The organism is Marinobacter sp. NFXS9 (assembly GCF_040148665.1).
GTDB lineage: Bacteria > Pseudomonadota > Gammaproteobacteria > Pseudomonadales > Oleiphilaceae > Marinobacter_A > Marinobacter_A mangrovi.
Window position 1 is genome coordinate 123,508 of sequence record NZ_JAGDDW010000011.1, and the last position, 26,841, is coordinate 150,348.

Annotated in this window: 25 protein-coding genes; 12 read left to right on the forward strand and 13 right to left on the reverse strand. The window is 62.3% G+C overall.

Annotation, left to right across the window (positions count from 1 at the left end):
• Positions 1–92 precede the first annotated feature (92 nt).
• On the reverse strand, positions 93–1,355 hold the full coding sequence (gene rho, locus J3364_RS16530; RefSeq protein WP_123636636.1) for a transcription termination factor Rho: 1,263 nt from the start codon (positions 1,353–1,355) through the stop codon (positions 93–95).
• 320 nt (positions 1,356–1,675) lie between these two features.
• On the opposite strand from rho, the gene moaB reads away from it, so the two are divergent.
• The 4 genes from moaB to moaE are packed head-to-tail and all read left to right on the forward strand — an operon-like array spanning position 1,676 to position 4,177.
• Positions 1,676–2,251, forward strand: a complete 576-nt coding sequence (gene moaB, locus J3364_RS16535; protein ID WP_349559350.1) for a molybdenum cofactor biosynthesis protein B — start codon at positions 1,676–1,678, stop codon at positions 2,249–2,251.
• Positions 2,238–3,452: a molybdopterin molybdotransferase MoeA gene (locus tag J3364_RS16540; RefSeq protein WP_349559351.1), complete on the forward strand. Its 1,215-nt coding sequence runs from the start codon at positions 2,238–2,240 to the stop codon at positions 3,450–3,452. Before moaB ends, J3364_RS16540 begins: the two co-directional genes overlap by 14 nt.
• A gap of 2 nt (positions 3,453–3,454) precedes the next feature.
• Entirely contained in the window at positions 3,455–3,712 is a 258-nt protein-coding gene (moaD, locus tag J3364_RS16545; protein WP_349559352.1) for a molybdopterin converting factor subunit 1, read from the forward strand.
• Between the two features lie 9 nt (positions 3,713–3,721).
• Positions 3,722–4,177: a molybdopterin synthase catalytic subunit MoaE gene (moaE, locus tag J3364_RS16550; protein WP_349559353.1), complete on the forward strand. Its 456-nt coding sequence runs from the start codon at positions 3,722–3,724 to the stop codon at positions 4,175–4,177.
• 7 nt (positions 4,178–4,184) lie between these two features.
• Here moaE and mobA read toward each other — a convergent pair whose 3' ends face one another.
• Positions 4,185–4,778 (reverse strand): molybdenum cofactor guanylyltransferase MobA, encoded by a 594-nt coding sequence (mobA, locus tag J3364_RS16555; protein WP_349559354.1) that lies wholly within the window; start codon positions 4,776–4,778, stop codon positions 4,185–4,187.
• 234 nt (positions 4,779–5,012) lie between these two features.
• The gene (trxA, locus tag J3364_RS16560) at positions 5,013–5,339 is read right to left on the reverse strand and encodes a thioredoxin TrxA (RefSeq protein WP_111493780.1); all 327 of its coding nucleotides are present in this window, start codon (positions 5,337–5,339) and stop codon (positions 5,013–5,015) included.
• 278 nt (positions 5,340–5,617) lie between these two features.
• Between trxA and ppx the strand changes: the two genes are divergently transcribed.
• Entirely contained in the window at positions 5,618–7,129 is a 1,512-nt protein-coding gene (gene ppx / locus J3364_RS16565) for an exopolyphosphatase (protein ID WP_349559355.1), read from the forward strand.
• Positions 7,130–7,151: 22 nt separating this feature from the next.
• Here the strand turns inward: ppx and J3364_RS16570 are convergent, their stop codons facing one another.
• Positions 7,152–9,083: an ATP-binding cassette domain-containing protein gene (locus J3364_RS16570; RefSeq protein WP_349559356.1), complete on the reverse strand. Its 1,932-nt coding sequence runs from the start codon at positions 9,081–9,083 to the stop codon at positions 7,152–7,154.
• An 84-nt stretch (positions 9,084–9,167) separates the two neighbouring features.
• Between J3364_RS16570 and J3364_RS16575 the strand changes: the two genes are divergently transcribed.
• The 3 genes from J3364_RS16575 (at position 9,168) to bamJ (ending at position 11,067) form a co-directional block, all read left to right on the forward strand.
• Positions 9,168–9,704 carry a TIGR02444 family protein gene (locus J3364_RS16575; RefSeq protein ID WP_349559357.1) on the forward strand — a complete coding sequence of 179 codons (537 nt, stop codon included), beginning with the start codon at positions 9,168–9,170 and terminating at the stop codon, positions 9,702–9,704.
• Positions 9,701–10,093 carry a DUF4124 domain-containing protein gene (locus J3364_RS16580; protein WP_317848736.1) on the forward strand — a complete coding sequence of 131 codons (393 nt, stop codon included), beginning with the start codon at positions 9,701–9,703 and terminating at the stop codon, positions 10,091–10,093. Before J3364_RS16575 ends, J3364_RS16580 begins: the two co-directional genes overlap by 4 nt.
• A 248-nt stretch (positions 10,094–10,341) precedes the next feature.
• Positions 10,342–11,067, forward strand: a complete 726-nt coding sequence (gene bamJ / locus J3364_RS16585) for a BamJ family beta-barrel-assembly machinery protein (protein ID WP_349559358.1) — start codon at positions 10,342–10,344, stop codon at positions 11,065–11,067.
• An 89-nt stretch (positions 11,068–11,156) separates the two neighbouring features.
• On the opposite strand, the gene rsd is transcribed toward bamJ, so the two are convergent.
• Together rsd and J3364_RS16595 are read right to left on the reverse strand one after the other, a co-directional pair.
• Positions 11,157–11,645: a sigma D regulator gene (gene rsd, locus J3364_RS16590; RefSeq protein WP_349559375.1), complete on the reverse strand. Its 489-nt coding sequence runs from the start codon at positions 11,643–11,645 to the stop codon at positions 11,157–11,159.
• 137 nt (positions 11,646–11,782) lie between these two features.
• Positions 11,783–12,289 carry a disulfide bond formation protein B gene (locus J3364_RS16595; protein ID WP_349559359.1) on the reverse strand — a complete coding sequence of 169 codons (507 nt, stop codon included), beginning with the start codon at positions 12,287–12,289 and terminating at the stop codon, positions 11,783–11,785.
• A gap of 185 nt (positions 12,290–12,474) precedes the next feature.
• On the opposite strand from J3364_RS16595, the gene J3364_RS16600 reads away from it, so the two are divergent.
• Positions 12,475–12,927, forward strand: a complete 453-nt coding sequence (locus tag J3364_RS16600; RefSeq protein WP_349559360.1) for a flagellar basal body-associated FliL family protein — start codon at positions 12,475–12,477, stop codon at positions 12,925–12,927.
• Positions 12,928–12,966: 39 nt separating this feature from the next.
• Here J3364_RS16600 and rmf read toward each other — a convergent pair whose 3' ends face one another.
• From rmf to J3364_RS16620, 4 genes are all read right to left on the reverse strand, one after another.
• On the reverse strand, positions 12,967–13,173 hold the full coding sequence (rmf, locus tag J3364_RS16605; RefSeq protein ID WP_123636625.1) for a ribosome modulation factor: 207 nt from the start codon (positions 13,171–13,173) through the stop codon (positions 12,967–12,969).
• Positions 13,174–13,292: 119 nt separating this feature from the next.
• Positions 13,293–14,852: a glutamate--cysteine ligase gene (gshA, locus tag J3364_RS16610; RefSeq protein ID WP_349559361.1), complete on the reverse strand. Its 1,560-nt coding sequence runs from the start codon at positions 14,850–14,852 to the stop codon at positions 13,293–13,295.
• A 53-nt stretch (positions 14,853–14,905) separates the two neighbouring features.
• The gene (locus J3364_RS16615; protein ID WP_349559362.1) at positions 14,906–17,242 is read right to left on the reverse strand and encodes a Tex family protein; all 2,337 of its coding nucleotides are present in this window, start codon (positions 17,240–17,242) and stop codon (positions 14,906–14,908) included.
• Between the two features lie 179 nt (positions 17,243–17,421).
• On the reverse strand, positions 17,422–19,158 hold the full coding sequence (locus J3364_RS16620; RefSeq protein WP_349559363.1) for a putative bifunctional diguanylate cyclase/phosphodiesterase: 1,737 nt from the start codon (positions 19,156–19,158) through the stop codon (positions 17,422–17,424).
• Positions 19,159–19,552: 394 nt separating this feature from the next.
• On the opposite strand from J3364_RS16620, the gene rep reads away from it, so the two are divergent.
• Positions 19,553–21,571 carry a DNA helicase Rep gene (gene rep / locus J3364_RS16625; RefSeq protein ID WP_123636621.1) on the forward strand — a complete coding sequence of 673 codons (2,019 nt, stop codon included), beginning with the start codon at positions 19,553–19,555 and terminating at the stop codon, positions 21,569–21,571.
• A gap of 62 nt (positions 21,572–21,633) precedes the next feature.
• Here rep and J3364_RS16630 read toward each other — a convergent pair whose 3' ends face one another.
• Positions 21,634–22,050 (reverse strand): c-type cytochrome, encoded by a 417-nt coding sequence (locus tag J3364_RS16630; RefSeq protein ID WP_349559376.1) that lies wholly within the window; start codon positions 22,048–22,050, stop codon positions 21,634–21,636.
• Between the two features lie 195 nt (positions 22,051–22,245).
• Between J3364_RS16630 and J3364_RS16635 the strand changes: the two genes are divergently transcribed.
• Together J3364_RS16635 and J3364_RS16640 are read left to right on the forward strand one after the other, a co-directional pair.
• On the forward strand, positions 22,246–22,572 hold the full coding sequence (locus J3364_RS16635; protein ID WP_203143665.1) for a hypothetical protein: 327 nt from the start codon (positions 22,246–22,248) through the stop codon (positions 22,570–22,572).
• A gap of 36 nt (positions 22,573–22,608) precedes the next feature.
• Positions 22,609–23,709 carry a phospholipase A gene (locus tag J3364_RS16640; RefSeq protein WP_349559364.1) on the forward strand — a complete coding sequence of 367 codons (1,101 nt, stop codon included), beginning with the start codon at positions 22,609–22,611 and terminating at the stop codon, positions 23,707–23,709.
• 73 nt (positions 23,710–23,782) lie between these two features.
• Here the strand turns inward: J3364_RS16640 and J3364_RS16645 are convergent, their stop codons facing one another.
• A complete protein-coding gene (locus J3364_RS16645; RefSeq protein ID WP_349559365.1) occupies positions 23,783–25,147 on the reverse strand; it encodes a phosphohexomutase domain-containing protein in 1,365 nt (454 codons plus the stop codon).
• Between the two features lie 47 nt (positions 25,148–25,194).
• Entirely contained in the window at positions 25,195–26,652 is a 1,458-nt protein-coding gene (locus J3364_RS16650) for a mannose-1-phosphate guanylyltransferase/mannose-6-phosphate isomerase (RefSeq protein WP_349559366.1), read from the reverse strand.
• Between the last annotated feature and the right edge of the window lie 189 nt (positions 26,653–26,841).

Genomic DNA, 26,841 nt, shown 5'->3' on the forward strand with positions numbered 1-26,841 from the left:
CTGTTGATCACCGGGGAAGGCAGTCGGGGAATTGGGTTCGCAGAATGGACAGCGCCCCTGTCGCTCGGTGAACGGCAGGGGCGCGGGCGCGATCAGCGCTTCTTCATGGACTGGAAGAATTCATCGTTGGTCTTGGTATCGCGCAGCTTGTCCAGCAGGAACTCCAGGGCGGCGGTGTCGTCGTCCATGGAGTGCAACAGCTTGCGCAGGATCCAGATCCGCTGGATGTCCGCTTCGCTCATCAGCAGATCTTCCCGACGTGTGCCGGAGCTGCGGATGTTGATGGCCGGATAGGTACGTCTCTCGGCAATCTTGCGGTCCAGGTGGACTTCCATGTTACCGGTGCCCTTGAATTCCTCGTAGATGACCTCGTCCATCTTGGAGCCGGTGTTGACCAGCGCGGTCGCCAGGATGGTCAGGCTGCCGCCTTCCTCGACGTTACGCGCGGCACCGAAGAAACGCTTGGGCTTCTCCAGGGCGTGGGCGTCGACACCACCGGTGAGGACTTTACCCGAGGACGGGATCACGGTGTTGTAGGCACGGGCCAGACGGGTGATGGAATCCAGCAGGATTACCACATCTTTCTTGTGCTCGACCAGCCGCTTGGCCTTTTCGATCACCATTTCCGCAACCTGAACGTGACGGGCCGGCGGCTCGTCGAACGTCGAGGCGATGACCTCGCCGCGGACGGTCCGCTGCATCTCGGTCACTTCCTCCGGCCGCTCGTCAATCAGCAGCACCATCACGTGGCACTCCGGATTGTTGCGGGTGATCGACTGGGCGATGCCCTGCATCAGCAGCGTCTTACCCGCTTTCGGCGGCGACACGATCAGGCCACGCTGGCCTTTACCAATGGGCGCCACCAGGTCGAGAACCCGGGAGGACAGATCCTCGGTACTGCCGTTACCGGCTTCGAGCGTCAGGCGCTCATCCGGGAACAGCGGCGTCAGGTTTTCGAACAGGATCTTGTTACGGGCATTGTCCGGCTTGTCGAAGTTGATCTCGTTGACCTTGAGCAGAGCGAAATAACGCTCGCCGTCCTTCGGGGGACGGATCTTGCCGGCAATGGTATCGCCTGTACGCAGGTTGAAACGGCGGATCTGGCTCGGTGACACGTAAATGTCGTCCGGTCCCGCCAGGTAAGACGCGTCGGCGGAACGCAGGAAGCCAAAGCCGTCCTGGAGGATCTCCAGCACGCCGTCCCCGTAGATGTCCTCGCCACTTTTGGCGTGCTTCTTCAGAATCGAGAAGATGACATCCTGCTTGCGAGAACGGGCCAGATTATCGAGTCCCATTTCCTGGGCAATATCCAGCAGCTCGGGAACGGGTTTCTGCTTGAGTTCGGTAAGGTTCATATTTTGTTTGTGACGAATTGGAATGGAATATCAATCAGGTTTGCGAAGACAGGGGGCAGCCCCTGGACGTAACGTGATGCTTTTAAATATTGGGACAGAAACCGTGAGGCGGGCGCCAATACGGCTTTTTCAAATGGAAGCGTGTAAACGTGCCGGCCATTATAGCAACAAGTTTGGCCATTACCACCCCTTCCAAAATTGCGGTGACAACAGGATACTGGTTGGCACGTCCTTACGATATAGCGCGTTTTTCAACCCGTAGCAAGCCAACCGTTGATTTTCGGTCTATTCAGGCCCCCGGAATTGGAAAAATTTGATCCATGGCAAAGTCCGACACCTTCTTACCACTGAACGTCGCCATCCTGACGGTTTCCGACAGCCGCAGCCCCGCGGAAGACACGTCCGGCCAGTACCTGACCGACCAGGCCAACGCCGCAGGCCACCGGGTCCTCGAACGCCGCCTGCTTCCGGACGACATCTACCTGATCCGCGCCCTGATCGCCCGCTGGATCGCCGACAACCGCATCCAGGTCGTCATGATCACCGGCGGCACCGGTTTCCATGAGCGCGACAGCACCCCGGAAGCGGTCAAGCCACTGTTCGACAAGGAAATCGATGGCTTCGGCGAAGAATTCCGCCGCCTGTCGGCCGACGACATCGGCTCCTCCACCATCCAGTCCCGCGCCGTGGGCGGACTGTCCAACAACACCGTGGTGTTCTGCCTGCCCGGCTCGACGGGCGCCTGCACTCTGGGCTGGGACAAGATCCTGAAGGAACAGCTGGACAGCCGCCACCGCCCCTGCAATTTCTCGGCACTGGTCAACCGCAAGCCGGAGAAGCCGGTGCATCGCCTGGACGAAAGCCTGGACACGGGAAGCGATCATGGGTCCCACTGACGGCCTCACCTCGCTCGACGACGCCCTGGCCCAACTGCTGCCTCAGGCACATATCGTCGCCGGTACGGAAACATTACCATTACGTCACGCGCTGGGGCGGATCCTCGCGACCGACCAATCCGTCCCGGCTGACGTGCCCCCGGCCGACAACAGTGCTGTGGACGGCTACGCCGTATGCATCGCGGATCTGACCGATCAACCCCTGCCTGTGAGCCAGCGCATTCCCGCCGGCGTCGCTCCGAAATCCCTGGCGCCCGGCAGCGCTGCCCGCATCTTCACCGGGGCCTCGGTCCCCGAAGGCGCTGACGCGGTCCTGATGCAGGAAAACGTCTCCGTCGACGATGCCGGACTGCACACCTCGCAACAGCCGGAGAGCGGCCAGAATATCCGCCCCCGGGGCCAGGATCTCAAGGCCGGCGCCGTTGCCCTCAGTGCCGGCACTCGCCTGCGGCCGCAGGAGCTGGGTTTGCTGGCCTCCCTCGGCATTGCGGAAGTGCCGGTGCGCCGTCCGGTTCGGGTCGCCATCCTGACCACCGGTGACGAACTGGTCCCGCCCGGCGAACCGCTGCCACCGGGCAAAATCTACAACACCAATCGCTTCACCCTGGATGCCCTGCTCCAGCAGATGCACTGCGAGGTGATCGACCTCGGCGATGTGGCGGACACCCGCGAGGCGACACTGAGCGCCCTGGAACGGGCCGGGCGCGAAGCGGACCTGATCCTGTCGAGCGGCGGCGTCTCCGTCGGCGAAGAAGACCATGTCCGCGCCGCGATGGAATCCCTGGGCGATGTGGCCCTGTGGCGTCTGGCACTCAAACCCGGCAAACCGCTGGCCTTCGGCCACGTGGGCGACACGCCGATGCTGGGACTGCCGGGCAATCCGGCGGCGGTGCTGGTGACGTTCCTGATCGTCGCCGCGCCGTTCATCCGTCGCCTGCAGGGCGCTGCCGACTTACAGCCGGCCTTTCCGCAACTGCCGGCCGATTTCGCCGTGGAACGCGCCTCGCCCCGGCGCGAATTTGTCCGGGCCCGGCGCGTGCTGCAGGATGGCCAGGCTTGGATCGAAGCCTACCCCAACCAGAGCTCGGGCATGTTAAGCTCGGCCTGTTGGGCCGAAGGCCTGGCGGTCGTGCCGGAAGAGCGTACGATCAAACGGGGCGACCCGCTGACCTTTCTGTCATTCACTGATCTTCTGGGCTGACCATGAGCGATACCGTGACCGTAAAATTCTTCGCCCGCCTGCGCGAGACCCTGCAGACGGATGAACTGGAACTGCCGATCAGCACTCAGGGCACGGTAGCCGATGTGATTGGGAGCCTCGCCAGCCGCGGCGCCCCCTGGGATGTCCTGCAAGGCGAGCAGCCGGTCATGATCGCCGTCAACCAGACCATGGCGCGCCCGACGCAGCCCCTGTCACCGGGCGATGAAGTGGCCCTGTTTCCGCCCGTGACCGGCGGTTAGGACCAAGTCATGATTCGCATCCAGACCGAAGACTTCAATATTGGTGAGCAGACCCGGGCGCTGGCCGATGCCGGCGATACCGGTGCCATCGCCACCTTTACCGGCCTGGTCCGGACCAGTGGTGACCGCCAGGACGTTCGCGCCCTGTTCCTGGAGCATTATCCGGGCATGACCGAATCGGTGATCGAGGATCTGGTCAACCAGGCCCGCGAGCGCTGGTCCATCCAGGCGGTGCGGGTGATTCACAGAGTGGGAGAACTCGCCCTGGGCGAACAGATCGTCTTCGTCGGTGTGGCCAGCGCCCATCGGGGGGATGCATTCGCAGCCTGCGAATTTCTGATGGATGCCCTGAAAACCTCCGCTCCGTTCTGGAAGAAGGAAATCACGGTGGACGGGGAATCCCACTGGGTAGAGCAGAAAGCCAGCGACCGGGACAAGGCGGAAAGCTGGCAAAACGATCAGTGAGCCCGGTTCAGCGCCAATCCTCCGGCGCATTCAGATTACGGAAAGTCTCCGGCTCGACAGACAGGTCCAGATAGCGGGGATCCTGCGCCCCGGCAAACGCCATCACTTTACGCCCACCCTGTTCCAGATCCCGTTGTAACGCGTCGACCAGATGCGCCGGATAGTACCCGTGAAGTGGGTGTAAGCGATCGCTCACTCGCGCCAGCACAATGCGCTGCGGGTCCTGCCGGGCCGACTCGGCCAATTCGCCCATGATGTCGGCGGTGACCGCCGGTGTATCGCAGGGCATCACCAGCACACCGAAAAAGCCCAGTTCCCGGGCACACCGTAATCCCGACAGCAAGCCGGCCAGCGGCCCCGCATCGTCAAACTCGGGGGCGTCGCTGATCACCTTGTCAGAACAGGACCGGTAGTCAGAGAGACGGCGATTGGCGCTGATCAGCAGGGTGCCACAATGGGGGCGCAAGGCCTCCACTGCGGTCGCAACCAGGGGGCGCCCCTGCCAATCGGCCAGACCTTTTTCCACGCCTCCCAGACGCCGGGCACGGCCGCCGGCAAGGATCAGTCCGCACAGGGTTATTTGGGTCTCTGGATCGGGCATCGCCTTATGATTCCGCACCAATGAATAGGGTCACCTACCATGACTCATGCTCCCCGCGACTTCCGCAAAGCTCTGATCGAAGCGATGGCATGCATTGGCTTCAGGCTCCGGGTTTCAGCCGGCCTGTTGGGCTTCCTTCGTCAGCCCAACCTACCTTTGCCGCCCACAAAAAAGCCACCTCCTGGCAGTCAGGAGATGGCCTTTCATCGGTTGGTATGCCCGATCGTCGACAGATCAGAGATTGCTGTCGAGGAAAGCCGCCAGCTGGGACTTGGACAGGGCACCGACCTTGGTCGCGTCCACGTTGCCGTTCTTGAACAGCATCAGCGTCGGGATGCCGCGGATGTTGAACTTCGGCGGCGTCTGCTCGTTCTCGTCGATGTTGAGCTTGCAGATCTTCAGCTTGCCGTCGTATTCCTCGGCGATCTCTTCCAGTACCGGTGCAATCATCTTGCACGGACCACACCACTCGGCCCAGTAGTCCACCAGGACCGGGGTGTCGGCTTTCAGGACGTCTTCTTCAAAGGAAGCGTCGGTGACGTTTACGATATTTCCGCTCATTACTGTTTCCTGCTGTTGGCAGCGCCCGGCAGGCGCACTGCTCCAAACATTTAAGGCCCGTCATCTGACCGGCCCTGTCGAAATCTACCGACTCAACTTTACGCGAAAGTTCCCTCAGACGGAAAGTCCCCGCGCTCCGGCAGGCACTGGCTTCCTGACCCTGGACTTGGATCCGCTACTGACAGGTTGGCGGGGTTTGTCTTATAGTTACCCGCAGTGTCGGTTCACCATGAAGAGCCTCACACAATATACGGCCTGGCAAGAGGATTTCAAGACACGTGACGGCCCCCAACCCCGCCACCGAGCCAGAGCTGCTGGCAGCCATCGACATGGGCTCCAACAGCTTCCATATGGTGATTGCCCGCCTGATCCACGGTGAGATTCGCACCGTCGAGAAAATGGGTGAAAAGGTCCAGCTCGGCGCCGGCCTCGACGCCGACAACAACCTGACCGAAGACGCCCAGCAACGCGGACTGGACTGCCTCAGCCGCTTCGCGCAGCGTTTGCAGGGCATGCCGACATCCGCGGTCCAGATCGTCGGCACCAACGCCCTTCGGGTTGCCCGTAATGCCAATCGATTCATGGAACGGGCCGAAGCGGTCCTGGGCTTCCCGGTGGAAATCATCGCCGGCCGCGAGGAGGCCCGCCTGATCTACCTGGGCGTGTCACACACCCTCGCGGACGACACCGGTCGCCGCCTGGTCATCGACATCGGCGGAGGCAGCACCGAGTTCATCATCGGCGAACGGTTCGAAGCCCAGGCCCTGGAAAGCCTGCACATGGGCTGCGTGTCGTTCCGCAATCGCTATTTCCCGGATGGCAAGATCCCGCGCAAGCAAATGGACAGGGCCGTGACCCACGCCTCCCAGGAGCTGCTCAACATTCGCCACCGCTTCCGCCACCTGGGCTGGCAGAGCGCGGTGGGCTCCTCGGGGTCGATCAAGGCGATTTCATCGGTGCTGGCCAGCCTCAAGCTGACCAACGGCACCATCACACTGGATGCGCTGCGCGAGCTGCGCCAGCGCCTGGTGGATATGGGCAACGTCGAGCGGCTGTCGGACCTCGGCGTCCGAGCGGACCGGCAAAGCATCTTTCCCGCAGGCCTGGCGATACTGCTGGCCGCCTTTGAGTCACTGGAGATCGAATCCATGACCTACACCGATGGCGCCCTGCGCGAGGGCCTGCTCTACGACATTGTCGGCCGCATCCAGCATGAGGATGTGCGCGAGCGCACCACCCAGGCGCTGCAGGGCCGATACGACATCGACACGTCACATGCCGCGGCGGTGGAGGAAACGGCAATCGCCGCCTACCGGCAAGTCGCCGAAGCCTGGCAGATCAACACCGAATTCGACGAAGACCTGCTGCGCTGGGCCTGCCGCCTGCACGAAATCGGCCTGACCATCTCCCACAGCCAGTACCACAAGCACGGCGCCTACCTGCTGCGTTATTCGGATCTCTCCGGGTTTTCCCAGCAGGGTCAGCAGAATCTGGCCACCCTGGTGCGAGGCCATCGGCGCAAGTTTTCCAATGCGGTGTTTGAGGGATGTGACGAGGACGATGTACCGAGGCTGCAACGTTTGTGCATCCTGCTGCGGCTGGCCAACCTGATCCAGCACCCACGCAACATGGAACAACCCGCGGGCTTCAAAGTCGAGATCACCAGTCCCAGCGAACTGACCGTCAGCTTCGCCGAGGGCTGGCTGGAAGAGCGGCCGCTGACCCGGGCCGACCTGGAAAACGAAAAGGACTACCTGGCTCGCCAGAAGTTCACGCTGAACGTGGTCTAACGGGGCGGCAGAACCGCCCCGGTCAGGACAGTTCGCCTTCCAGGCTCTCCAGTGTCTCGGACACGTCCAGCCACTCCATCTCGACGGATTCAAGATCGCCTTTGGCCTGGGCCTGTTTACCCAGGGCGACCTTGAGCTCTTCCTTGCGCGCCGCCTCGTAGAGCCCGGCGTCTCCCAGCGTGTCTTCCAGCGCCGCCAATTGCTTCTGCAGTTCCGCCATCCGCGCTTCCAGCTGCTGCTGGCGCTTGCGATAGGGACTCATCTTCTGGCGCAACGCCGCTTCGGCCCGCTTACGGGCCTTGCGGTCATCGGCGTTCTCGCCAACTTCCGGACGTGCCGGTTCGCTCTCCGACGCGTCACGCCGTGGCGCCCGGTTGTCGTCGGTTCGTCGATCTGCCAGCCAGCGTTCGTAGTCGTCCAGATCGCCCTCATACTCCCGAACGACACCCTCATTGACCATGAGGAATTCATCCACAGTGTTGCGCAGCAGGTGGCGATCGTGGGAGACGATCACGACCGCGCCGTCAAACTGCTGCAGCGCCATGGTCAGGGCCTGGCGCATTTCCAGATCCAGGTGGTTGGTAGGCTCATCGAGTAACAGGAGATTGGGCTTGGCCCAGGCGATCAACGACAGCGCCACTCGCGCCTTCTCACCGCCCGAGAAATTGCGGATGCGATCCAGCGCGTCGTCGCCATGAAACCCGAAACCGCCCAGAAAGTTGCGAATCGACTGCTCGGACGCCTTGGGCGCGGCCCGCTGCAGGTGCAGGAACGGACTGGCGTCCAGATCCAGCGACTCCAGTTGATGCTGGGCAAAGTAGCCGACCGCCAGATGTTCACCGGTGGTGCGCTCGCCGGCAAGCAGGGCATTACCGCCCAGCAACGCATTGATCAGGGTCGACTTGCCAGCTCCGTTCGGTCCCAACAGCCCCAGGCGCGTGCCCGGCAACAGCGTCAAGTTGACGTTGTTCAGAATCACCGTGTCGCCATGCCCGGCCTGGCCGTTACGGATAGACAGCAGCGGGCTGCTGATCTTGTCCGCTGTCGGGAAACGGAACTCGAACGGCGAATCCACATGCGCCGGCGCGATCCGCTCCATGCGCTCCAGCGCCTTGATCCGGCTCTGCGCCTGGCGGGCTTTGGTGGCCTTGGCCTTGAAACGGGTGATGAACTGTTCAATCTCGGCAATACGGGCCTGCTGGCGCTCGTAGCCGGCCTGCTGCTGGGCCAGGCGCTCGCTGCGCTGGGTCTCGAAATCGGTGTAGTTACCGGTGTAGGTGACCAGCGCGCGCTGATCGAAATGCAGCACGTGGGTCGCCACCCGATCCATAAAATCCCGGTCGTGGGAAATAAACAGCAAGGTGCCCGGATAGCGGCGCAACCAGTTTTCCAGCCAGAAGCAGGCGTCCAGATCCAGGTGGTTGGTGGGCTCATCCAGCAGCAGCAGGTCGGACGGGCGCATCAGGGCCTGGGCGAGGTTCAGGCGAATCCGCCACCCCCCGGAGAACGCCGTAACCGGCCGGTCCGCATCCGCATCGGCAAAACCCAGGCCGCGCAGCAGCGCTTCCGCCCGCCGCGATGCCGACCAGGCTTCGTGCACATCCAGCTCGCCGTGGATGCGGGCCTGGGCCAACTCATCGCCATCGGCTTCAGCCACCGCCAGTGCTCGCTCCAGGCGGCGCAGCTCGATGTCACCATCCAGCACGAAATCCCGCGCACTGCGATCGGTGGCGTCCACCTCCTGCGCCATATGGGCCAGCCGACAGCCGCCGGGCAGGTCGACGTCACCGGCTTCGGGCGCCAGCTCGCCAAGGATCAGACTGAACAGGCTCGACTTGCCCGCGCCATTGGCCCCGACGATCGCCACCCGCTGTCCGGGCTGGATCGTGGCCGAGGTCCGTTCTAGCAGCCATTGGCCGCCCCGTTGTAAACTGAGATTCGATAGTGTCAGCATGCGCGCATTCTATCAGAGCTGTTGGCCGGGCGGCTGCAGTGAAACATGCGTATCGCATCGGGCCACTCCCGCATCGGAGCTTTCATGGAACCGCCATCGGATTTAACGCTGGACAATCCCCTATGGCGCACGGCGCTGCAACTCTGGTCCAATAATGAGGTGGCCCAGGCCAGTCTCGCCCTGCAAGCGCAGGGGTGTTCGGTCTCCCGCCTGTTAACAGCGACGTGGTTGGCAATCGAGGGCCAAACGTGGGATGGTGAGGAACCGGACAGCATCCGGCAATGGCGACAACACTGCACCGAACGCCTCAGGACACTCCGCCAGTCGCTGAACAAAACCTTTCCAACCAAAGCATTACGGGAATCCATCCAGGGCGCTGAATTGCAGGCGGAACAAATCGAGCTGGCATGGATCTACACCCTCAGGCTTCAGGACCGTCACAATATGTCATCAAATTCGGTCTATAATGAAGGCCTGTTAATCCGTAACCTTCGCGCTGCGGCCCCGGAAGGGGACCACTCAACCTTACTCGAAGCTGGCATGAACCGACTGATTGAGGCATTGCGGGACGCGATTCCCGCGGCGCACGCGACAACGACACGAGGGAGCCAATCCCGATGATGATGCGCCGCTGGGCCTTCCGACTGGCGTTTCCCGCGCTCGGCCTGCTGATCGTCCTGATGTTCGTCGGCATCAAGGAGCCGACGCCCAAGACCACCAGCACGACCACCGAACCGGTGCCGGCGTTTGAAGGCGTGGTGCCCAATCCGGTACCGGATACCGGGCCCGACATCGTCTTCAAATGGCAGGACACCGACGGCAGCTGGCACTACGCCGACAAGCCACCTTCCGACGGCAACTGGAACGCCCTGGCGGTGGATCCGGCCGGCAGCCGCCTGAACGCACAGCCGGAAGTGATGGCGGAACCCGACTGGCAATCCCCCTATTCGGCCCCCTATTCCCTCAGCGCCGAAGGCATTCGTCGTTCGCAAAATGCCGCGACGCCCTGACGTCGTCTTTGCACACGTCAATTTTGGGACGTCGTCCCGACTTCCTTACCCATCAGTCATTGGCACAGTGTCGCCAAACGCGTTACCTTTGCCCTTCCATTAAAGGGAACCGCCGGGCCAGCTGACGAGGCCGGCCCATCGGGGTTCTTCGACAAACACACCGGGAGTCACCCGTAACTTGGCTTCCTGAACGGACGTCTTACGCCCGTCAGGCCGGTTCGGTCTCTCCTCGAAGCTAAGGAAACTCCATGAAAAAATCCCTGATTTCGCTTGCCCTGGCCGGCACGGTAGCCGCGACGGCCTTCACCGCCATGAATGCCTCGGCCGAGTCCGCCCTGGACACGCAGGACCAGAAGGTCAGCTACGGCATGGGGCTGGTGCTGGGCGAGCGCATGAAGCACGACCTGCCGGATCTGCAGATGGATCAATTCCTGGAGGGGATCAAGGACGGCCACAAAGGCGGTGACGCAGCCCGGATGAGCCGCGATGAAATCCAGGCGGCGCTGCAGGAATACCAGAAGAAGATGCAGCAGCAACAGATGGCCAAGGTTCAGGAAATGGCCAAGAAAAACAAGGCCGAGGGCGAGGCGTTCCTGGAGAAGAACGGCAAGCGTGACGAGGTGACCACCACCGATTCCGGCCTGCAGTACGAAGTGCTCGAGGAAGGCGACGGCCCGAAACCCAAGGCGTCCGACACCGTGAAGGTCCACTACACCGGCGAGCTCATCAACGGCGACGTGTTCGACAGCTCTCGGGAGCGCGGCAAGCCGGTTACGTTCCAGCTGAACCAGGTGATTCCGGGCTGGACCGAAGGCCTGCAGCTGATGGAAGAAGGCGGCCACTACAAGTTCTACATTCCGTCTGACCTGGCCTACGGCCCGGGCGGCAACCGTTCCATCGGTCCCAACGAGACCCTGATCTTCGATGTGGAACTGCTGAAGGTCAACCCGAAGGACGGCGAAGACGGCGAATAATCAATCCGTCTGCCTGAAACGCAAAGAGCCGGCTTAAAGCCGGCTCTTTTGCTTTCGGGCCCTGAAAAAGAGCACCTGAAGGCATCGCTTCACGCGGAAGAGGGCGAAATCATCTTGTCGGCGTGGACGTTGTGCAAATGCTCGATCAGGAAATCCTCGAGCTCGAAGCGGGTTTCCAGCTGCTCGCCCAGATGGGACAGAGGCTCCATCAACGCTTCCAGATCCTCCGCAGCCATGGCGTCGCCGCTCAGGCGATCGTTGAAGGACAGCGCCACCTCGGTAATCTCTTCCAGTTTGGGATAGACCTTCGCCACCAATTCCATGCCGCCGTCGTCGAACTCCTTGGCTTCCTGGATCAGCTGTTCGTAAACCTCGAAATGACCGGCCGACACGTAGTCCACCAGCACATCACAAAGCGCCACAAAGCGTGCCCGCACGGCCCCGGTATCCGAAAATTCAGTGGTTCCGCTCACGTCGCAGAACTTGACGATCAGATCCTGTCGTTCGCGCAGCCAGCGATCAATCAAATCGCTGACACCACCCCATCGCTCCCTGGCACTCTGAACGTTCTCCAGCATGGACTCCCCCTGGTTCTGTTCCGTCAAGGCCGACTCGCTTAAGGTCCGGCCAGCCTCCGTTATCGTTATGCTAAGGACGTTACCCTAACCCCGGCGAACCGGGCAAGCGTTTCATTGAGTCGCTGCACGACATCGGCTCAGTAAGCGGCCGCCTTGGGGCGAAACGCGCCGAACAGGATGGCCAGCCCCAGCAGGGTCAGCGCCACGAAGAAGATCGCCGTCCAGCCCGGGATACTCAGCCCCAGGAAGCGCCAGACCACTTCGGCGCAGTCGCCGGTACCGCGCATGGCAATACTCAGCACTTCCCGCAGCGGCATGACCTCGAGCAGATAGTCCACCGACGGGCCGCAGGCCGGAACCTGCTCTTCCGGGAGACTTTGCAGCCAGAGCTGTCGGGCCGCCAGCGCCGTGCCCAGGATGGAGAAAAACGCCAGCGCCAGACCGTAGATACGCCCACCCCAGCCCTTGGGACCATGCAAGGCGGCCAACAGCGCTACCGCGCCAACGGCCATCAGTGCCATACGCTGCAGCCAGCAGAGCGGACAGGGCTCAAGCAGCATGACGTATTCCATGTAGAACGCGGTGGCGAGCAAGGCAGCGCACACCAGGAAAATCAGAAGAAAAACGAGACGTCGACCAGGCATGGCGTCCTCTTCACGGGCTGGGTTGGGGCGCACCCGGCTGGGCTGATCTCCATCGGCCTGCTATTCTGGGCGCACACGATTTGGGGTGTCACGGTAACGGAACCGGTTCATCGACCGGCATTTTCTGCCGGGGTTCCCGACCGTCAGATGCGATACAACAGGATTACAAGGAGAACTGCAAGCCCATGACATTCCGTCGCCTCGTTTTCGCCATTGGCCTGGCCCTGATGTGCCTCGCCAGTGTCTCTGTCCAGGCAGCCGATGAAGAGGAAGCATCCGACGAGGCCCCGGCGGAAGAGCAGGCCGCTCCGGCGCCGTCGATCTATGTGGCCATGGACCCGCCGTTCATCACCAACATCGGGCAGTCCACTGGCCGGCTCAGCTATGTGAAGGCCGAGGTCACGCTGCGGGTGGCGTCTAAGGAGGCGGAAACGGCGGTCAAGGACCACGAACCGCGGTTACGCCACGAGATGGTCATGTTGCTGGCCCGGGAAAAACTGGAAGAGCTGTCGAAGCCGGAAGGTCAGGAGGCCCTGCGCCAGAAGGCGTTGGAGGCGTTCAATAAGGTGCTGGAAGAGGAACAGACCGGCGCCGAGATCATGGACGTGCTGTTCACCTCCTTTGTGGTGCAGCGCTAGCGCTCAGGAGTTAATCCAACGGGGCCGGCGCCCCGAAGGTCAGGCGATCCGGTCGCTGGCACCGGGTTGCTCCTGCTGGAGGGCGTCGTTGCCGTCCTCCCAACCCGCCTCCCAGGCCGCAATCACCACTTCGCCCCGGTAGGGACAGCGCTCTCGGGGCATGCCCATGACTGAAGCCATATAGCCCTGGCGATACGCCTTGTTGAGCGATTCCACATCCCAGCCGAGCTTGATGTCCCTGGCCATGACGGCCCTCCCCTGCGCCTGTTCGCAACCTGTAACAAAAATTAACAGGCGCTTGTGTGTGAAACAAGCGCCTGTTCAGGTTTTGTGCGGCAGGTCCGCCGGGGCGACGCCGAGTGTGATCAATCCTTCAGATAGGCGTTGAGGTATTCCTCAAATGTCACCCGATCGCTGGCTTCCAGCTCCTTCTGTGCGGCGATGGAATCGGTGGCCATTTTCTCGTAGGCGGACCGGGTTGCGTCATCCAGTCCTTCTTCACGCAGCTGCGCCTGATGGGCGCGGGACTGATCCAGCATCCAGGCCAGATGGCCCTGGCTGTGGCTTTCCATCGCCGCCAAAACCCGGTCGGATCGGGTCTTGCCCGGTTCGGTCACCACCGCCCGCTGGGCAGCCAGCGCATTCTGATAGGTCTTTTCACCGCCGTTGAAGGCATCCAGCCGTTCGGCCAGCCCCTGCAGTCGGTCCAGCAGGGTCAGCGCAGCGTCGCGAACCGGCGTCAGGCGGCCTTCGAAACAGATCTGCAGATCGGCCTGGCGCCCCTTGCCCACGACATCCTTGTAGCTACCGTCGAGGCGGGCGCATTCATCGTCACCGATCACCTCGCTGTCGCTGAGCAGGCAGTCCAGCAGGAACAGGTCGAGGAAGTCGATTTGCGTCGCGCCGATGCCCACCGGCTCGAACGGGTCCAGATCAAGGCAGCGCACTTCGACGTATTCCACGCCCCGACTGCGCAGCGCCTGGATCGGCTTTTCGCCACGCTGGGTGGTGCGCTTGGGCCGCACGGCGCTGTAATACTCGTTCTCGATCTGCAGCACGTTGGTGTTGATCTGGATGAACTCGCCGTCGGCGTTGCGCATGCCGATTTTCTCGTAGGGCGGCCAGGGTGTGTGGATCGCCCGGTACAGTGTGTCCGTATAGGTGCGCAGTTCGTTGAAGCAGATGTCCAGCGAGGCCTGGGCGTTATTGTGGTAGCCCAGGTCGCCCATGCGCAGGGAAGTCGCACTCTCGCCCACCCAGGTGTCGTCGCTGAAACGCTTGAGATGGTGGGACACGCCGTCCACGAAGCTGGCGTCCAGGGCCGGCGAGGCGCCGAACAGCAGCATCAGCAACCAGCTGCGTCGACGGAAATTGCGGATCAGCCAGAAGTACTGGTCCGATTTGAAATCCTGCAGGCTACGCTCGTCGCCCAGCAGCGACTGCCAGCGGGGCCAGAAACTCTCCGGCAGGGAGAAGTTGTAGTGGACACCGGCGATGCTCTGCATCATCCGGCCGTAGCGCACATCCAGCCCGCGGCGATAGACGTGGCGCAGCTGACCGCTGTTGGAGGAACCGTACACCGCGATGGGGATGCTGGCGTCGCCGTCCAGCCGACAGGGCATGCTGCCGGACCAGAGCACCTCATCGCCCAGGTTGGCCTGCACGAAACGGTGGGTTTCGGACAGCGAAGTCAGCAGGGACTCGGTGCTGTCACACACCGGCGTGATCAGCTCCAGCAGGGATTCGGAGTAGTCCGTCGTGATCCGGTCATGGGTAAGCGTCGAGCCCAACGCTTCCGGATGCGGTGTCTGGGCGATGAACCCGTTCTGGTCTACCCGCAGCCCTTCTTTCTCCAGGCCTTTGCGGAAGCCGTGCCAGTCCTGCGCCGAGAACTGCTGGAATAGCCCCTTGCGGGATTCGCCCATGGTCTGACTCCTTGGGTCCGCGGGGCCCGCGCCGGCGAACCCCGAATATAAGTTTAGCGACCTTTCTTGTCGGCAGACGCAAACGCCTGGGCCAGCGCACCGGCCATAGCCCCCTGGGGTGCCTTGCCGCTGTCTTTCTGACCGCGATTGCGGGACGGGGCCCGGTCGTTGTGACCACCACCCTTACGCCCACCGCGTGACGCATTGTTCTCACCCGGTTGGTCATCCATACGCATGGACAGGCCAATCCGCTTACGAGGCACGTCCACTTCCATGACCTTGACCTTGACGATATCGCCGGCCTTCACCACCTCACGCGGGTCCTTGACGAACTGGTGAGACAGGGCCGAGATATGGACCAGACCATCCTGGTGCACGCCGATATCGACAAAGGCGCCGAAGTTGGTGACGTTGGTGACACTGCCTTCCAGCACCATGCCGGGTTCGAGATCCTTCAGGGTTTCCACCCCTTCCTCAAAACTGGCAAACCGGAATTCAGGTCTGGGGTCGCGTCCCGGTTTTTCAAGTTCGGCGATGATGTCCTGGATCGTGGGCAGACCGAACTTTTCGCTGACGTAGCGCTTGGGATCGACGCTGCGCAGGAAGTGACTGTCGCCGATGATCTGGTCGACGGACTTGCCGCTGTCCTTCGCAATCGCCTCAACCACGCCATAGGCTTCCGGGTGCACGGACGAGCGGTCCAGCGGGTTATCGCCACCGGCAATCTTGAGGAAGCCGGCCGCCTGCTCGTAGGTTTTGGCACCCAGACGGGACACGTCCAGCAGCTGCTTGCGGTTGCGGAACACCCCATTCTGGTTGCGGAAATCGATAATGTTCTGGGCGGTGATCTGGTTCAGGCCGGCGACCCGGGCCAGCAGCGGTACCGACGCCGTATTCAGGTCAACGCCCACGCCGTTGACACAGTCTTCCACCACCGCATCCAGGCTGCGCGCCAGCTGCACCTGAGACACGTCGTGCTGGTACTGGCCGACCCCGATGGACTTGGGCTCGATCTTGACCAGCTCCGCCAGCGGATCCTGCAGGCGACGGGCGATGGACACCGCGCCCCGGATAGTGACATCCAGATCCGGCAGTTCGCGGGCGGCAAATTCGGAGGCGGAATAGATGGACGCGCCGGACTCGTTCACTACGATGCGCGCCAGGTTGAGATCCGGATAGCGTTTGATCAACTCGGCCGCCAGTTTCTCGGTTTCCCGGGAGGCGGTGCCGTTACCGATCGCGATCAGCTCGATCTTGTGCTCGCGACACCACTTGGCCAGCTGTTCGATGGACTGGTCCCATTTGTTCTGTGGCGCGTGGGGGAAGATGGCGCCATAGCCGGACACCTGACCGGTACCGTCGATGATGGCGACTTTCACACCGGTCCGCAGGCCGGGGTCGAGGCCCAGAGTCGGGCGCGGGCCTGCCGGGGCCAGCAGCAGGAGATCTTTCAGGTTGGCCGCGAACACCTGGATGGCTTCGGCTTCGGCGGCTTCCCGCACCTGCGCCACCAGCTCGGTTTCCAGGTGGGTGGACAGCTTGACCCGCCAGGTCCAGCGCACCACTTCCGCCAGCCAGCGATCGGCGGCCCGACCCTGATCGCGGATTTTCCAGTGCCCGGCGATTTTCTGTTCGCAGGGCGACACGCGGCTGCGGTCGTCCTCGTCGTCCCCCACCACGATGCTGTAGTTGAGGATGCCTTCGTTGCGGCCGCGCAGGATCGCCAGCGCACGGTGGGACGGCACTTTCTTGAGCGGTTCGCTGTGTTCGAAATAGTCGCGGAACTTGGCGCCCTCGTTTTCCTTGCCCGGCACCACGCTGACTTTGAGCGTGCCGTCCTGCCACAGGAAATCACGCAGATGCCCGAGCAATTCCGCGTCTTCAGCGAAACGCTCCATCAGGATGTACTTGGCACCGTCCAGTGCGGCCTTGGCATCCTCGACGCCCGCTTCGGCGTTGAGGTACTCGGCGGCCAGCGTGTCCGGATCTTGGGTCGGATCGTCGTAGAGGGCGTCCGCCAGCGGTTCCAGCCCCGCCTCCTTGGCGATCTGGGCCTTGGTGCGGCGCTTCGGCTTATACGGCAGATAGAGGTCTTCGAGGCGGTTCTTGGTATCCGCCGTCTCGATAGCCTCACGCAGTTCGTCGGTCAGTTTACCCTGCTCTTCGATACTGGCCAGGATGGTGCCGCGACGGTCTTCCAGTTCACGCAGGTAACGCAGGCGCTCCTCGAGCGTGCGCAGCTGGGTGTCATCCAGCGAGCCGGTCACCTCTTTCCGGTAACGGGCGATAAACGGCACCGTGGCGCCTTCGTCGAGCAGGCCAACCGTGGCGCTGACCTGTTGTTGCCGGACACCCAGTTCGTCGGCGATCCGCTGGAAAATACTGTTCATGCCACCTCACTTGCGTTGCACATAGACGGATGTGGGTCGAAAGACCTCCGGAGGAAAGGCGCGCATTATAGCGCCATGGCGGGGTCTTCGGCGATCCCCGGCGGACCGACCGCCGATTGGGCAAGCGGGTACGTCGGCATCAGCAGTCCACATGATTGTTGAGAGAAAGGTACAGAGGCCTACTGGCCCAGACAAGCGAGGCTGTTACGCTCTTCGAGGAAGACCAGCAGGTCGGCCCAGGGCATGGGGCGGGCATAATAGTAGCCCTGCACTTCGTCGCAGTGCTGCTGGCGCAGGAAGTCCAGCTGGCCTTCAGTCTCGACGCCTTCGGCCACCACGCTCATCTGCAGGCTGTGGGCCAGGCTGATGATGGCGCGGATGATGTGTTCGGCGTCGCCGCTCTGCCCCAGGCGCTGGACAAACGACTTGTCGATCTTGACCAGGGAAATGGGCAAGTGCTGCAGGTTGGACAGCGATGAGAACCCGGTGCCGAAATCGTCCAGCGCGAAGCTGATGCCCAACTGATTCAGCTCCCGCAGGCAGCGCTGGGCGTAGTCCGGATCATGCATCATCGCACTTTCCGTCAGCTCCAGTTCCAGCAGGCTGGTATCGATACTGGCGTTGTAGATGATGCGGAAGATGGTTTCGGTCATCTTGCGGTCGTGGAACTGACGGAACGACAGGTTCACGGCAAACACCAGGCCCGGGTAGCCCAGACCGTTGGCTTCCCGCAGTCGTTCGCAGGCCTGTTCCAGCACCCAGTAGCCGATGGGCACGATCAATCCACTGCGTTCCGCGGCGGGAATGAATTCGTCCGGTCCGACCACACCGCGATCGGGGTGATTCCAGCGCAGCAGGCATTCCACACCGCGCACTTCCTCGGTGACCAGGTCGATGCGCGGCTGGTAATACAACTCCAGTTGCTTGCCCCGCAGCGCGTTGCGCAGGTCGGCCTCCAGAGTCAGCTGGCGCCCGACCGTCAGGTGCAGCTGCTGGTTGTAGAACCGGTAACTGGTGCCGGCGTCGCGCTTGGCCTCAAACATCGCTCGGTTGGCCTGGCGCAGGAGCATTTCCGGCGTGTTGCCGGCTTCCGGGTAGGTGGCAATACCGACGCTCGCGGTCAGCACCACACTCTTACCCTCAACCACCACCGGCTCATTCAGGGAAGCCACCAGCTTGCGGATCACCTGGGTGACATCGAGGGAGTTCTCGACCCGTTCAATAATGATCGCGAATTCATCGCCGCCAATCCGCATCAGCGAATCCACCCGGCGCAGTTTCTGGCGCAGGCGCTCGGCCAGCTTGAGGATCAACTGATCCCCGGCCTGGTAACCGAGGCTGTCGTTGACGGAACGGAATTCGTCCAGGTTGATGTGCAGCAGCGCCAGCCGCTGGTTATGCCGCTCGGCCCGAAGGATAGCCTGCTGCAGCCGGTCGAAGAACAGGTCCCGGTTGATGAAGCCGCTGGCGACTTCCCGGCCCAGCTCGGTGCGGGTGCTGGCGGTGGCGCGGTGGCGGAACAGCGCGCACAGCAGGGCGCGGCCCAGATTCCAACAGTCGAGATGGCCCTTGCACAGGTAGTCGATCGCGCCATTGACCCGGGCCGGAGGCAGGCCGATGGCCTCGGGTTCGGCGCCGAGGGCAATCACGGGTTTTTCATCGCCGGCGACGGCAAGGTACTGAAGGAACGCGGTCTGGGAGGTGACGAACATGATGCTGTCCCACAGCACCACGTCGAACTGGGTGTGACTGATCAGGTCTTCACAATCGGCCAGATCCGGACACCAGGTCAGCTCGACCTTCAGCTCCGGATTCTGTTTCAACAGATGGACGTACCACAGGTAGTCCTGCAGCTCCGGCGTCAAAATCAGTAATCGGACAGCCGTGGCATTCCACGCATCATCCACATCATTCATTGGTGGCGGCCAACTCCCTTTTATCCGGTGCCATGCAATCGATTGGCAGGTACGGCATCCTACCGGCATCACACCTCAGATGCCGGTATACGTTCCGCGCACCAGGTCCGACAATCCAGCATCTCATTGACTAAGCCCTTTCCATAGGGGGCATGGGAAAGCATAGACGAACCGCCCGCTGACTGCAGCGTCATTTTCGTTCTATGCCAACACCGGTTGGTGATGGCCCTGCACGCCGGTACGCGTTTCGTTACCGAATGGAGTAAACCCCGGCCGCCACCTGATGTAGAATAACCAGCTTCGATCCGGCCATTCGGCCCGGCTTTCACAGCGCCTTGCCCTGATCGCACTGACAAGTGCCCAAGGGTAAACGATTTTTTCAGGCAGGACACCCGTGTCGCAGCTCAATCCCCGTCAACGAGAAGCGGTTCGCTATGTCGATGGCCCCATGCTGGTTCTGGCCGGGGCCGGCAGTGGCAAGACCAGCGTGATCACCCGCAAGATGGCCTACCTGATCGAACAGGTGGGCATTCCGGGCCGTCATATCGCCGCCCTCACCTTTACCAACAAGGCCGCGCGGGAGATGAAAGAGCGGGTCACCCGCCTGGTGGATCGCAAGCTGACCCGCGGCCTGACCGTGTCCACCTTCCACAACCTCGGCCTGAACATGATCAAGGAGGAGCACGCACACCTGGGCTACCACCCGGGCTTCTCCATTTTTGACGCCGAGGATGCCAAGGCCCTGCTGCAGGACCTGATGCTGCGCGAAGCCAGCGCTGACGCCGGCGATGAGCTCAACGACATCCAGATGACCATCTCCAACTGGAAGAACGCCATGTGGGCGCCGGGCCACGCCCTGAGCCGCGCGGCGGACGAGCGGGAGCAGCGCATCGCCCTGATCTACCAGCGCTACCAGGAATACCTGAAAGCCTATAACGCGGTGGACTTCGACGACCTGATCCTGCTGCCGGTGCAGCTGTTCAAGACCAACCCGGAGGTGCTGGACAAGTGGCGGCGTAAGATCCGCTACATGCTGGTGGACGAATACCAGGACACCAACCTGTGTCAGTACGAGCTGGTCAAGCTGCTGGTGGCCGAACGGGCCGCATTTACAGTGGTGGGCGACGACGACCAGTCCATCTACGCCTGGCGCGGCGCCCGGCCGGAAAACCTGGCCACCCTGAAAGACGACTTCCCGAGCCTCAAGATCGTCAAGCTGGAGCAGAACTACCGCTCCACCTCGCGTATCCTGCGTTGCGCCAACACCGTCATCGCCAATAACCCGCACGTATTTGAGAAGGCGCTTTGGAGTGACCATGCCATCGGCGACGAGATCCGCATCATTCGCTGCCGCAGCGAGGACGCCGAGGCCGAGCGGATCGCCACCGAGATCCTCGACCAGAAGCTGAAAAAAGGCATCGAATTCCGGGATTTCGCTGTGCTGTATCGGGGCAACCACCAATCGCGCCTGCTGGAGATGAAGCTGCAGGCCTACCAGATTCCCTACCGGATCTCCGGCGGCCAGTCGTTCTTCTCCCGCAACGAGATCAAGGACGCCATGGCGTACCTGCGTCTGATGATCAATCCGGACGACGACGCGGCGTTCCTGCGGGTGGTGAACGTGCCACGCCGGGAGATCGGTCCGACCACGCTGGAGCAACTGGGCAACTATTCCCGGGGGCGCCAGATCAGCATGTTCAAGGCCCTGCACAATCTGGGGGCCGAAGAGCACGTGTCCGAGCGCGGCCTGGACAAGTTGCGCCGCTTCGCCCACTGGACCGACCGCACCAGCCAGCGTCTGTTCCAGGAGGAGCCGATCCCGGTCATCAAGCAGCTGTTCACGGATATTGAGTACGAAGAATGGCTGCACCAGCACGCCGGCACGCCCAAGCAGGCGGAGCGGCGTATGGAGAACATCTGGTACCTGGTGGATTCCATCCAGCGCATGCTGGACAACGACAAGGGCACGGCGGACGAAATTGGCATCGAAGACGCCATCAGCCGCCTGATCCTGCGGGACATGATGGAGCAGCGTGAGGAAGAGGACGACAGCGACAAGGTTCAGTTGCTGACGTTGCACGCGTCCAAGGGTCTGGAATTTCCCCACGTCTTCATCATGGGCCTGGAGGAGGAAATCCTGCCCCACCGCTCCAGCATCGAGGAAGACAACATCGAGGAAGAACGCCGGCTGATGTACGTGGGCATCACCCGCGCCCGGCAAACCCTGGCGCTGACCTACGCGGCCCAGCGCAAGCAGTACGGAGAGAAGATCGAGACCATTCCCAGCCGCTTCCTCGATGAGTTACCGGAAGACGACGTGCTCTGGGAAGGTCTGGGGGATACCGACGCCGCGGCCAACCAGCGTAAGGGAAAGGCCACCCTCAGCGCCTTGCTCGGTGACCTGGGCGCCTGAAGTCGGCGTGCAAAACGCCGGGCGAATACCCGGCGCCCCGGGGAGGCTCAGGCTATTGAAGCCTACTTGGCCGCCTCGACCATGTGCTCGACCGCCGCCTTGATTTCCTCGTCGGGGCAATTGGCACACCCCCCTTTTGGCGGCATGGCATTGAAGCCGTTGATGGCGTGATTCACCAGGGTATCGAGCCCTTTGTCGACGCGCGGCGACCAGGCACCGGCGTCCCCGAACTTGGGTGCGCCCATCACCCCGGCACCGTGGCAGGCGGCACACACGTTGGTGTAGACCTCCTCGCCCGAACGCGGGCCCGACGAAGCGGAGGCCGGCGCAGCGGACGTCACCACATCGCCGCAGTCCTGGCCATCCACGCAGACCTCACCAACCGGCTGGATACGTGCCTTGATCTCGTCTTCCACGGCCGCATTCGCGGGACCGCCGCCGAGGCCCATCACCAACAGGATCGCCGCCAGCACTCTCATCCTTTTCACAGTGAGTCCCCCACCTGATTCTTATTTATCGTATGGTTCCGGATTATAGCTGCCGGGTCCGACCAAACAAGCCGACCACTCCCTCCAAGCGTAGCCGCTTCCCGCAAATCCTTAAAATTCAGTTAATCACCTGACCTGACGCGGGCGTAATGGGTATCATGTGCAGCAACTGTACAGGAGTTTTCCATGCCCAAGCATTACCCCAAGGCGCATCCGTGGCGCCGCCCGCTGATCGCCATCGAATTCTCGGCACTGGCTGTCCTGCTGGGATCCATGCTCCTGATGGGCCGCCTGGCCGGTCCCGACGGCCAGGTGGATCCGCTCTGGCTGCTGGTCCCGGCGCTGTCGAGCCTGGCGGTCTTCCTCAGCTTTATCGGCCTGATGTACCTGCGCTGGGTCGCCAACGTCGAAGAAACCGCCGCCGTTAAACACAAGATCGTTTTCGGCCTGCTGACCGTAACGCTGTTGGGCGTGTGGGCGTATGCCATCGCGCGCACCTGGCTCAGCCTCTGATCTCTCACAGGACAACGGACAAGGACGGAACCCGCTATGCGACGACTTCCAGCGCTTTGCCTGGCCCTGACCGCCCCTCTGGCGGCCGCCCAGGATGCTGTACCCGATTACACCGGGTTTGCCTCGGACGATTGCGCCCTGATCGCAAACGGCGTGCAGCGGCTGGCGTGCTACGACGCCATCACGGACCCGGAAAAGGCGCGGGAACGGGCCAGCGAAGAGCGTATCGACCGGGCCAACGAGGTGACGGAGAATCTCCAGTTCGACACCGGCAACGAGGCTGCGGCCGATGAAAAAGGCGTCGATGCCCAAAAAGGCGACACGGCGGATTCGCTGGTCGATCGCTACTTCGCCACCGAGCAGGCGCTGTTCTCGTTCTCGGGCAGTTTTGTGACCCACCGGCCAACGTACATCCTGCCGTACACCTACATGCACCATCCGAACCAGCACCCGCACAGCCCGACCTACGGCACGACCGACTACGACAAGCCGCTGAACTACGACGAAGCCAAGTACCAGATCAGCTTCAAGGTGCCACTGCTGACGGGGATGTTCGATAAACGCCTGACCCTGTGGTTTGGCTACACCCAGCTGTCGTTCTGGCAGGTCTACAACAACGACGCCTCCAAGCCCTTCCGCGAGACCAACTACGAGCCGGAAATCTTCGCCCGTTACGCCACCCAGTGGGACGTGGGCCCCGGTCGACTGGAAGCGGTCACGCTGGGCCTGAACCATCAGTCCAACGGCCAGTCCGAACCCCAGTCCCGCAGCTGGAACCGGATCATGGGTAGCGTGGCCTACACCTGGGACCGCTGGCTGTTCTTCGTGCAGCCGTGGTACCGGATTCCCGAGAAAGCCTCGGAAGATGACAACCCGGACATCGACAAGTACCTGGGCTACGGCGACTACTGGGCGGTCTACAAGATCGACAACGACCGCACCCTGTCGCTCAAGCTGCGCAACAATTTCCGCACCAGCGACAACAAGACGTCCATCCAGCTGGGCTACAGCTTCCCCGTGGGCGAAACCATCAAGGGCTTCATCCAGTACTACAACGGCTATGGCGAGAGCCTGATCGACTACAACGAGCGCATCCAGCGGATCGGTGTCGGCATCATGCTGAACGACTGGCTGTAACGCTGCACTGACCTCGAAGCCACAAAAAAGCCCCGCATCTGCGGGGCTTTTTCATATCAGGAAGCCGGGAGCATCAGGCGACGTTCGCAGCGTTGAGCTCTTCCATTTCCTTGAGCAACTGCTCGGTCTTGGCTTCCATCAGCGCCTTGTCGCCGCGGGATTCCACGTTCAGACGCACGACGGGCTCGGTGTTGGACATGCGCAGGTTGAAGCGCCAGTCCTTGAACGCCACGCTCAGGCCGTCAACATGACTCACCGACTCCGCATCGGCGCTGTACTTGTCTTCGATGGCCTTGATCACCGCCGCCGGGTTATCGATGGTGCGGTTGATCTCACCACTGGCCGGATAGGCGTCAATCCGCTCGTCGATCAGGGAAGACAAGGTCTGCCCGGACTGGCTGATGCGCTCGGCCAGCAGCAGCCAGGGGATCATGCCGCTGTCGCAGTAGGCAAAGTCACGGAAATAGTGGTGCGCACTCATCTCGCCGCCGTATATGGCGTCCTCGGCACGCATACGCTCCTTGATAAAGGCGTGACCGGTCTTGCTCTCGACCGCCCGGCCGCCGGCCTTTTCCACCAGATCCTGGGTGTTCCACACCAGACGCGGATCGTGGATCACGGCGCCCCCGCCCTGCTTGTGCAGGAATTGGTCCGCCAGCAGGCCAACGATGTAATAGCCCTCGATAAAGCGGCCGTTCTCATCCCAGAAGAAACAGCGGTCGTAGTCACCGTCCCACGCAATGCCCATATCCGCCTGGTTGGCTTTGACCGCCTGCTCGGTCACTGCGCGATTCTCGGTCAGGATCGGGTTGGGCACGCCGTTGGGAAAGTTTCCGTCCGGTTCGTTCTGCAGCTTGATGAAGCTGAACGGCAGACGCTTCTCCAACTTGTCGATGACCCGACCGGCCCCGCCGTTGCCGGCGTTGACGGTAATCGCCAGGGGCTTGAGGCTGGTCACATCGACGTAACCCAGAAGGTGCTCGATGTAATCGTCTTCCGCGGCCAGCTTGTGGTAAGTGCCGTGCTGACCGGCGTCCTCGAACGGCTCGTCCAGGCGGTCGTGAATGTCCCGCAGGCCAGTGTCGTTGCTGATCGGTTTGGAGTCTTCCCGCACCAGCTTCATCCCGTTGTAGTCCTTCGGGTTGTGGCTGGCTGTGACCATGATGCCGCCGTCCATCTTGTAATGGCTGGTGGCAAAGTAGACCTGCTCGGTCCCGCACAGGCCGATGTCGTAGACGTCTGCCCCGGCGGCCATCAGGCCTTTGCTGAGTGCCTCGGCCATTTCCGGGCTGGACAGGCGGATGTCGTAGCCGACGATCACTTTCTTCGCGCCGGTCACGGCCACGTAGGCGCGTCCAATGCGCTCGGCCAGTTCCGGATTGAGTTGGTCGGGAATACGGCCCCGGATGTCATAGGCCTTGAAGCATGAATAAGCCATCAATATCTCCTTTGACTGGCATCGTTAAATCGCTGTGACGGCGCCGTTCAGATCGACTCTGAGGACGCCGGAGTGGCCGTCTCGTCACCCGCCGTAGCGGTGCGGCCGTAGTTGTCCTGCAGGCGCTCGATATCGTCCTCACCGAGATAGGCGCCGGATTGTACCTCAATCAGTTCGAGCGGTATCTTGCCCGGGTTCGCGAGCCGGTGAACGGCCCCGATCGGGATATAGGTGGACTCGTTTTCGGTCATTAGGAAGGTGTCGTCGTCCCGGGTCACCTCCGCCGTACCGCTCACCACGATCCAGTGCTCGGCCCGGTGATGGTGTTTCTGCAGCGACAGCTGCTCACCCGGTTTCACCGAGATCCGTTTCACCTGGAACCGGTGACCGCCATCGACGCTGTCATAGCTGCCCCAGGGACGGAAGACCTCACGATGGGCATCCACTTCGGGGCGTTTGTCCGCCCGCAGCTTTTCCACCATCGCCTTCACGTCCTGCACCCGGTGGCGCCGGGCGACCAGTAATGCGTCCCGGGTATCGATGACCACCAGATCGTTCACACCCAGCATGGCCACCAGGCGATCCTTCGAATGCACCAGACAGCCCTGCGACTGCTCCAGGCAGGCCTCGCCGACCACCACATTCTGCTGGTCGTCCTGCACCTGGGATTCCCAGTAAGCCGCCCAGGAGCCCAGATCGCGCCAGCCGGCATCCATCGGAACCACCACGGCGCTGTCCGTTTTCTCCAGGACGGCCCGATCCACCGAGTCATCCGGGCAATGCTCGAAGATCTCGGACGGAATCCGGGAAAATTCCAGGTCCTGCCAGACGTGACGAAACGCCAGTTGGCAGGTGTCGTAGATGTCGGGACTGTGCATTTTCAGCTCATCGAGATAGCGGTCGGCGCGGAACATCACCATGCCGCTGTTCCAGAAATGGCCGCCGTTGGCCAGCAGGCTCTCGGCGGTGGCGTGATTCGGCTTCTCGGTGAAATGGCTGACGCGAAAAACGCCCTCGCCCACCGCCTTGTCCGGCTCGGCACCGATGTAGCCGTAGTCGGTCTCCGGCCCCGTCGGCAGCACGCCGAACAGCACCAGCGAACCGGCCTTGGCCGCCGTCTCGCCGCGCGCCAGGGCCGCCCGGAAGGCCTGCTCATCGCTCACGTGGTGATCCGCCGGCAGCACCAGCATGATCGCCTCCGGATCCGAAGCCGCCACCTGCAACGCTGCCATGGCGATCGCCGGCGCGGTATTGCGGCCAAACGGCTCCAGCAGGATGGCCGACGGCTCGCAGCCAATGGCGGACAGCTGCTCACTGAGAATGAATCGATGCTGGTTACCCGCCACGATCAGCGGCGCCGAAACGCCATCCGAGGGCAGGCGGGACAACGTTTTCTGCAACAGGCTCTGCTCACCCGCCAACTGCAGAAACTGCTTGGGGTATGCTTCGCGGGACAGCGGCCACAGGCGTGAACCGGTGCCGCCGGATAGAATCACAGGAATCATGTGGGTAGCCCTCCCTGAACGACCTCGCCTCCTGACTGCCGCGAGGATGGTCATACTGCCAATGGCATGTGACAGCCCGATGCCATCGGTGCGGCATGAGTTTGGCGGGCGACGCGTATTCGGCGCCCCGCCAGCCCCTCATCACGAAACGATTCAATATCCGTGCCTCCAGCCCGCCCAAACGGCCTG